Origin of the sequence: Streptomyces mesophilus, assembly GCF_040300965.1 — a bacterium.
GTDB classification, from domain to species: Bacteria; Actinomycetota; Actinomycetes; order Streptomycetales; family Streptomycetaceae; genus Streptomyces; species Streptomyces mesophilus_A.
Genome location: NZ_JBEPEW010000034.1, coordinates 58,521 through 65,697 on the forward strand (window position 1 = coordinate 58,521; position 7,177 = coordinate 65,697).

Below are 7,177 nucleotides of genomic sequence, written 5' to 3' on the forward strand. Positions count from 1 at the left end.
GATCGGCCGCCCCGGACCGCCGCTGCTTTTACCTACTCGTAACCGACGGGACATTGCCGCGTGCCGGTGGCGGCGGGACGATGACCGCGTCGCGCTTGGTATACCAAACGCGCCGCTCCCTCCTTCCCCGTCCCATGGAGGCTCCATGTCCGTCCTCGACGGCACGCGCCCTCCGGGTGCCCCCGCCACCCCGGATCCCCGCCTCACCAACGAAGACCTCGCGCCCGCCAAGGAGCGCAAGTGGAAGGTCTTCGACCTGTTCGCGCTGTGGATGTCCGATGTGCACAACCTCGGCAACTACACGTTCGCCGCAGGCCTGTTGGTCATCGGCATGAGCGTCTGGCAGGTCTTCACCTCCCTGCTCGTCGGCTTCATCCTGATCTACATCGGGATGAACGCGATGGGGAAGATGGGCCAGAAGCACGGCGTCCCGTTCCCCGTCATCAGCCGGATCAGCTTCGGCGTCTGGGGGGCGAACATCCCGGCGCTGATCCGCGCCGTGATCGCCATCGCCTGGTACGGCATCCAGACCTATCTGGCCTCGGTCGCCGTGAACGTGATGCTGCTGGCCGCCTGGCCGGGCCTCGAGTCCTGGACCGAGCACTCGTTCCTCGGACTCGACGCACTCGGCTGGGTGTCGTTCCTGTCCCTGTGGGTGCTGCAGGCGCTGATCATGACGCAGGGCATGGAGTCCATCCGCAAGTTCCAGGACTTCTGCGGCCCGGCGATCTGGGTGGTGATGATCGCGCTCGCCATCTGGATCCTGGCCGAGGCCGACTGGACCATCTCGCTCACCGACAGCTTCCACCCGGTGGACACCGGGGAGCAGGTCCGGCTGTGGTTCGGGGCGATCGGCCTGATCCTCGCCACCTACGGCACGCTGATGCTCAACTTCTGCGACTTCTCCCGGTTCGCCCCCGACTACCGCACCGTCAAGCGCGGCAACTTCTGGGGCCTGCCCGTCAACTCCACCGCGTTCGTGGTGCTTTCGGTCGTCGTCACGGCCGGCAGCATGGAGGTGTACGGCGAGGCCATCACCGACCCCGCCCTGCTCGTCGCCAAGGTCGACAACACCCTGGTGCTCTTCCTCGGCGCCCTGACCTTCGCCATCGCCACCATGGGCGTGAACATCGTCGCCAACTTCGTCTCCCCCGCGTACGACCTGGCGAATGTCTGGCCGCAGAAGATCACCTTCAAGGTGGGCGGCTTCATCTCCACCGTCGCGGCGCTGCTCGTCACGCCGTGGAACCTCTACTCCAACCCGACCGTCGTGAACTACTTCCTTGGCGGTCTCGGCGCCTTCCTCGGACCGCTGTTCGGCGTGATCATGGTCGACTACTTCTGGGTCAAGCGCGGCAGGATCGACGTGGACCAGCTCTTCAACGCCGGCCCCGACTCGCCGTATCACTACCGCAAGGGCGTCAACCCCAAGGCCCTGTGGGCGTTCGTGCCGAGTGCGGCGATCGCCGCGGTGCTCGCCCTGGCTCCGGCCTTCGACGCGGCGGCTCCGTACTCGTGGTTCATCGGTGTGGCGATCTCGGCGGTCCTGTACGCGGCGATCTGCCGCACCGAGCGCGCCGCCGCCCCGGTGCTCCCGGCCCAGCGGGCCGCGCAGCCGGAGGCCTGAGCGCATGCACCTGCTCGTCACGAACTGCAACACCACAACGGCCATGACCGAGGACATCGCGGCCGGCGCCCGCGCGGCCGCGAGCCCGGGGACGACCGTCACCGGGCTCACGCCCGACTGGGGCCCGGAGTCGGCCGAGGGGTGGCTGGACAGCTATCTGTCGGCGGCCGCGGTGCTCGACACGCTGCGGCGGTACGAGGGCGAGTGCGACGCCGTCGTGATGGCGGGGTTCGGCGAGCACGGCCGTGAGGGCGCACGGGAGCTGCTCGGCGTACCCGTCGTCGACATCACCGAGGCGGCCGCACATCTGGCCTGCCTCATCGGACGGCGCTACGCGGTGATCACCACCCTCGACCGGACCCGCGGCCAGATCGAGGACAGCCTCCATGCGGCCGGGGTGCTCGCCAACTGTGCGGCGGTGATCGGTACCGGGCTCGGCGTCCTCGAACTGGGCGACCCGGACCGGACGTCGGAGGCCTTCGTACAGTCCGCGGAGCGCGCGAAAGAGGCGGGCGCCGAAGTCCTGGTGCTCGGCTGCGCCGGGATGACCGGGCTGCAGCAGGCCGTCCGCGACAAGCTCGGACTGCCGGTCGTGGACGGTGTGGCGGCCGCGGTGAAACTCGCCGAGTCGCTCGTCTCGCTCGGCCTCACCACCAGCAAGGCGGGCGGCTACGCGGATCCGCTGCCGAAGCAGCGCCGGTGGGGGCCGTCCGAACGATGAGCAGCCCTGCGCACGGCGCGGTGGCCCCGTCGGGGGCCGCCGCGCCGCGGCACGCCTCCCAACTCCCCGGCGCATACCTCTTGTCCGCGGCCGCCCCCTCCTGAATTACTGATCCCGGCAGCTCAACCGAATGATCGGTCGCCCGATACGGGCGTGAGTGGACGGTACGGGACAGGAGTACGGCGGATGACGGACATGCTCGACGCGGGTGAGCGGCTCGACGCGAAGGAGCTCCGGCTGCTCCAACTGACGCGGCTGCGGGACACGTTGGAGCATGCGTACCGCAATGTGCCGCACTACCGGGCCGCTTTCGACAAGGCCGGAGTGCACCCCGGGGACTGCCGTTCGCTCGCGGACCTCGCCCGTTTCCCGTTCACCACCAAGGCCGATCTGCGGGAGAACTACCCCTTCGGGATGTTCGCCGTCGAGCGCTCCGAGATCCGGCGCATCCACGCGTCCAGCGGGACGACGGGGCGGCCGACCGTAGTCGGGTACACCGAGGGCGATCTGGACGTATGGGCCGATGTGGTCGCCCGGTCGATGCGCGCGGCGGGCGGGCGGCCGGGACAGATCGTGCATGTGGCGTACGGATACGGCCTGTTCACGGGTGGCCTCGGCGCGCATTACGGGGCCGAGCGGCTCGGCTGCACGGTCGTGCCCGCGTCGGGCGGGATGACCGCACGTCAGGTCCAGCTGATCCAGGACTTCCGTCCCGAGATCATCATGGTGACTCCCTCGTACATGCTGACGCTGCTCGACGAGTTCGAGCGCCAGGGCATCGACCCGCGCACCACCTCCCTGCGGACCGGCATCTTCGGCGCCGAACCGTGGACCGAGCAGATGCGCACGGAGATCGAGGAGCGGTTCGCGATCGACGCCGTCGACATATACGGGCTCTCGGAGGTGATGGGCCCGGGTGTGGCTCAGGAGTGCGTGGAGACCAAGGACGGGCTGCACATCTGGGAGGACCACTTCTACCCGGAGGTCGTGGACCCCCTCACCGGCGAGCCGCTCCCGGACGGCGAGCCGGGCGAGCTGGTGTTCACCTCGCTCACCAAGCAGGCGATGCCCGTGATCCGTTACCGGACAAGGGACTTGACACGGCTGCTGCCGGGGTCGGCCCGGCCGGCGTTCCGCCGCATGGAGAAGATCACGGGCCGCAGTGACGACATGGTGATCCTGCGCGGGGTGAATCTCTTCCCGACCCAGATCGAGGAGATCGTGCTGCGCACGCCCGGGCTCGCCCCGCACTTCCAGCTGCGGCTCACCCGCGAGGGCCGCCTCGACGCACTCACCGTACGGGCGGAGGCACGCGCCGATGCCACCGCCGAGGAACGGGCAGCGGCGGCGGGCGCCCTCGCGCGGGCGGTGAAGGACGGCGTGGGCGTCTCGGTCGGGGTCGAGATCGTGGATCCGGAGACGCTGGAGCGATCGGTGGGCAAGATCAAGCGGATCGTGGACGAGCGGCCTCGTACGAGCGCGCCCGGACAGCGATGAAGACCGAACAGCGATGAAGCCCTGGCGGCCATGAATGCGGGGCGGCCCTACGGTCTGTCCGTGCAGCGGGTTCGCAGCCGTTTGCCGAGATCGATGTGCGCTACCGCGTGGAGCGGCCGTCGTAGGCGCCGCAAGGCTTCGGGTTCGCCCACACCGCCCCGGAAGCCGGATGCTCACACCGGCACCGTGTGGCGCGGGTCCCCCGATGCCATCTCTCGGGCCACCTCACGCGCGGTCCTGGCGAAGGCCTCTACCGGACCGTTCGCCTGGCCGGTGCGCCAGACCAGGCCGTAGTGGACCGGTTCGGCATCGGTGAAGGGGACATAGGCGACACCGGGGCGCGCGTAGTACGTGGCCGTGTGCGCGGGGGCGAGCAGGGCGCCCTTGCCGCCCGCGATGAGCATCAGGGCCTCCTGCATATTGGTCACGCCGGGGCCCTGGGCAATCGTGCGGCCGGCGGGCGTGCGCGTGGGCACGTGGTGCTCGAGCCAGTAGTCCGGCAGCTCGCCTTCGAACTGGAGCAGCGGCACGTCGGCCAGATCCTCCAGGGACACCGCGTCCCGCGACGACAGCGGGTGGGCCGAGCCGACCACGAGCACGCGCTCCTCCGCGAGCAGCACGGGGCCGCCGCCCAGATCCCCCTCCTGTACGGGGAGTTCCTGCAGCTGGACGTCGAAGTCCCCGTTGCGCAGCTGCCCGTACGGATCGGTCAGCGGCACCTCACAGATCTCCACGGCGAGCCCGGGGTGGCTGATCCGCAGCGCCTCCGTGGCCTTCAGGACGATCTCACCGGTGAGCGGGTTGGCGAAGCCGACGTGCAGCACCGTGTCGATCCCGCGCGCGGTGGCGGCGGCCCGGGCCAGGGCGTCCTCGATGCCCTGATGGAGTGGCGCGAGGTCCTCGCGGAGCTGACGGCCCAGTGCGGTCAGGGCGACCCGACGGCTGGTGCGGATGAACAGCGGGGCACCGACCCGGCGTTCGAGCCGCTGCACCAGCTGGCTCACGCGGGCGCGGGAGAGCCGCAGCTTGTCCGCGGTGCGGCCGAAGTGCAGCTCCTCGGCGAGCAGGAGGAAGCACTCCAGTTCGTCGCGTTCCATCGCACTCCCCAGGTCGAGCGGATCGGTAAGCCTGGTTGAACGAACGTTGCGATCATCGCCGTTGTTCCGCCCGGTCGCTCTGGCCGAAGGTGAAGAAGCCGCCAGGAGGCGGCCCCACTCCCTTCCCCTCAGAGGAACCGCCATGAGTTCGCCACGTACAAATCCTGATAAATCAGCAGAAGCCTTGAGTGGCCGGGACTGGGGGGTGCTGCTCGTCCTGTGCGGCGCGATCTTCCTGGAGGGCATCGATGTGGCCATGCTCAATGTGGCCCTGCCGTCCATCCGTGCCGATCTCGGCCTGTCCACCGGTTCCCTGCAGTGGGTGATGAGCGCCTACGTCCTGGGCTACGGCGGTTTCATGCTGCTCGGCGGCCGCGCGGCCGACCTGTTCGGGCGCCGGCAGATGTTCGTCTTCTGGCTCTCGGTGTTCCTGCTCTTCTCCGGGCTCGGCGGACTGGCCACCGAGGGCTGGACGCTGATCGTGGCCCGGTTCGTCACCGGAGTCGCGGCGGCGTTCATGACTCCGGCGGGCCTGTCGATCATCACCACGAGCTTCGCCGAGGGCCCGCAGCGCAACAAGGCGCTGCTCGTCTACTCCGGCACGGGGGCCGGCGGCTTCTCCATCGGCCTGGTCGTCGGCGGCCTGCTCACCTCGGCGGGGTGGCGCTGGGTCTTCTTCGCCCCGGTGGTGCTCTCCGCGCTGATCCTGGTAGCCGCGCTCGCCCTCGTTCCCAGGACGCCGCGCCCCGAACGCACCGGCCGGAGCGTGGACTTGGCGGGCGGCCTCACCGTCACCGCGGCGATCGTGCTGATCGTCCTGGGCGTGGAGCGCGCCTCCCACACAGGACTCGCCGCGACCCTGCTCACCTTGGGAGCCGGTCTCGCCTCACTGCTCGCGTTCGTCGTCATCGAAGCGCGGTCGGCCAACCCCTTGGTACGTCTGGGCATCTTCCGCAGCGGCGCCCTGGTCCGCGCGAATCTCGCCGGGCTCCTCTTCGCCGCGGGCTTCTTCGGCTTCCAGTTCCTGGTCGTCCTCTACCTCCAGGAACTCCGCGGCTGGTCCACGCTCGAGACCAGCTTCGCGATGATCGTCATCGGGATCGACGCGATCCTCTCGCCGCTGCTCGTGCCCCGCCTGGTGGCCCGTTTCGGCAGTGCACGCCTCATCCTCGGCGGCCTGGTCGCCGCCTCGCTCTCGTACGCCCTGTTCCTGCCGGTCGGCGCCGACTGGACGTACCTGGCGATGCTGCCCGGTCTGCTGCTGCTCGGCATCGCGTTCGCCCTCGCCTACGGCCCGTTGACGATCGTGGCCACCGAGGGCGTCAAGGAGGAGGAGCAGGGCCTGGCCGGCGGACTTCTCTACACGTCGTTCCAGTTCGGGGCGGCGCTCGGGCTCTCGGCGGCCACGGCCGTGAACGTCGCGGCCACCACGTCGAGCGCCCCGTCCGCACTCCTCGACGGCTACCGGTCCGCGCTGTGGGTGCCGCTGGCCGCGGCCCTGCTCGCCGCGCTCATCAGCGCTTTCGGGGTACGGACCCGGTCCGCCGGCACCGTGACCGCCGCAGGCGGACCGGCCGTCGACACCGCTGCCCCGGCCGGACTCCCCACCGCCCGCTGACCTTTCCGCGAAGGGACCAACTGTCATGCCCACCAACCGAGTCGACGCCTTCAGCGACCTCCAGGACACGTTCTTCAGCTACATCCGCGACATCAAGTACGCCACGATGATCACTGTCGACCGCGAGAACCGCCCCCGAGCCCGGGTGCTGCTCCCCGTGTGGGAGGTCGTCGACGGCCGCCCGGTTGGCTGGCTCGCGGCGTACAAGACCCCCGTGAAGACAGCCCACCTGGCCCACAGCCCGCACACCACGTACTCCTACTGGAACCCGCGCCAGAACACGGTCCATGTCGACGCCCTCTCCACCTGGGCCGACGACCGGGCCACCAAGCGCCACGCCTGGGACCTCTATCTCAAGGGCGGGCCGCCTGGGGTGGGTTACGACCCGGTGCACTACTGGCGGGGCGGACCCGAGGACCCCGAGTACCACGTGATCCGCATCGACCCCTGGCGGATCCAGCTCGTACGGGGGTCGGATCTGCGGAGCACGATGTGGCAGTCCGACAGCGCCCTGGTGCCGGGCGCATAGACCGGGGCCGGGCCGGGGCTCCGCAACGAACCCCGGCCCGGCGCGCCGTGTCCACCGCGCTGCGTGCACCGCGCTGTGTGCACCGCGC

6 protein-coding genes are annotated in these 7,177 nt (G+C 69.9%); 5 read left to right on the plus strand and 1 reads right to left on the minus strand.

Annotated elements, in window-relative coordinates:
• The first annotated feature begins 145 nt into the window (after positions 1-145).
• From ABT367_RS15290 to paaK, 3 genes are all read left to right on the plus strand, one after another.
• Positions 146-1,627: an NCS1 family nucleobase:cation symporter-1 gene (locus ABT367_RS15290; RefSeq protein ID WP_352253418.1), complete on the plus strand. Its 1,482-nt coding sequence runs from the start codon at positions 146-148 to the stop codon at positions 1,625-1,627.
• Between the two features lie 4 nt (positions 1,628-1,631).
• A complete protein-coding gene (locus ABT367_RS15295; protein WP_352253420.1) occupies positions 1,632-2,348 on the plus strand; it encodes an aspartate/glutamate racemase family protein in 717 nt (238 codons plus the stop codon).
• Between the two features lie 186 nt (positions 2,349-2,534).
• Positions 2,535-3,845 (plus strand): phenylacetate--CoA ligase PaaK, encoded by a 1,311-nt coding sequence (gene paaK / locus ABT367_RS15300; protein WP_352253422.1) that lies wholly within the window; start codon positions 2,535-2,537, stop codon positions 3,843-3,845.
• A 173-nt stretch (positions 3,846-4,018) separates the two neighbouring features.
• Here paaK and ABT367_RS15305 read toward each other — a convergent pair whose 3' ends face one another.
• Entirely contained in the window at positions 4,019-4,942 is a 924-nt protein-coding gene (locus tag ABT367_RS15305) for a LysR family transcriptional regulator (protein WP_352253424.1), read from the minus strand.
• A gap of 184 nt (positions 4,943-5,126) precedes the next feature.
• On the opposite strand from ABT367_RS15305, the gene ABT367_RS15310 reads away from it, so the two are divergent.
• Complete coding sequence (locus ABT367_RS15310) at positions 5,127-6,560, plus strand: MFS transporter (RefSeq protein ID WP_352253426.1); 1,434 nt, start codon at positions 5,127-5,129, stop codon at positions 6,558-6,560.
• Between the two features lie 25 nt (positions 6,561-6,585).
• Complete coding sequence (locus ABT367_RS15315; protein WP_352253428.1) at positions 6,586-7,089, plus strand: pyridoxamine 5'-phosphate oxidase family protein; 504 nt, start codon at positions 6,586-6,588, stop codon at positions 7,087-7,089.
• The last annotated feature ends 88 nt before the right edge of the window (positions 7,090-7,177 follow it).

Excerpts from the sequence above, each read along its gene's own strand:
- ABT367_RS15290 (WP_352253418.1), top strand. The coding sequence starts at position 146 with ATGTCCGTCCTCGACGGCACGCGCCCTCCGGGTGCCCCCGCCACCCCG.
- ABT367_RS15295 (WP_352253420.1), top strand. The coding sequence starts at position 1,632 with ATGCACCTGCTCGTCACGAACTGCAACACCACAACGGCCATGACCGAG.
- paaK (WP_352253422.1), top strand. The coding sequence starts at position 2,535 with ATGACGGACATGCTCGACGCGGGTGAGCGGCTCGACGCGAAGGAGCTC.
- ABT367_RS15305 (WP_352253424.1), bottom strand. The coding sequence starts at position 4,942 with ATGGAACGCGACGAACTGGAGTGCTTCCTCCTGCTCGCCGAGGAGCTG.
- ABT367_RS15315 (WP_352253428.1), top strand. The coding sequence starts at position 6,586 with ATGCCCACCAACCGAGTCGACGCCTTCAGCGACCTCCAGGACACGTTC.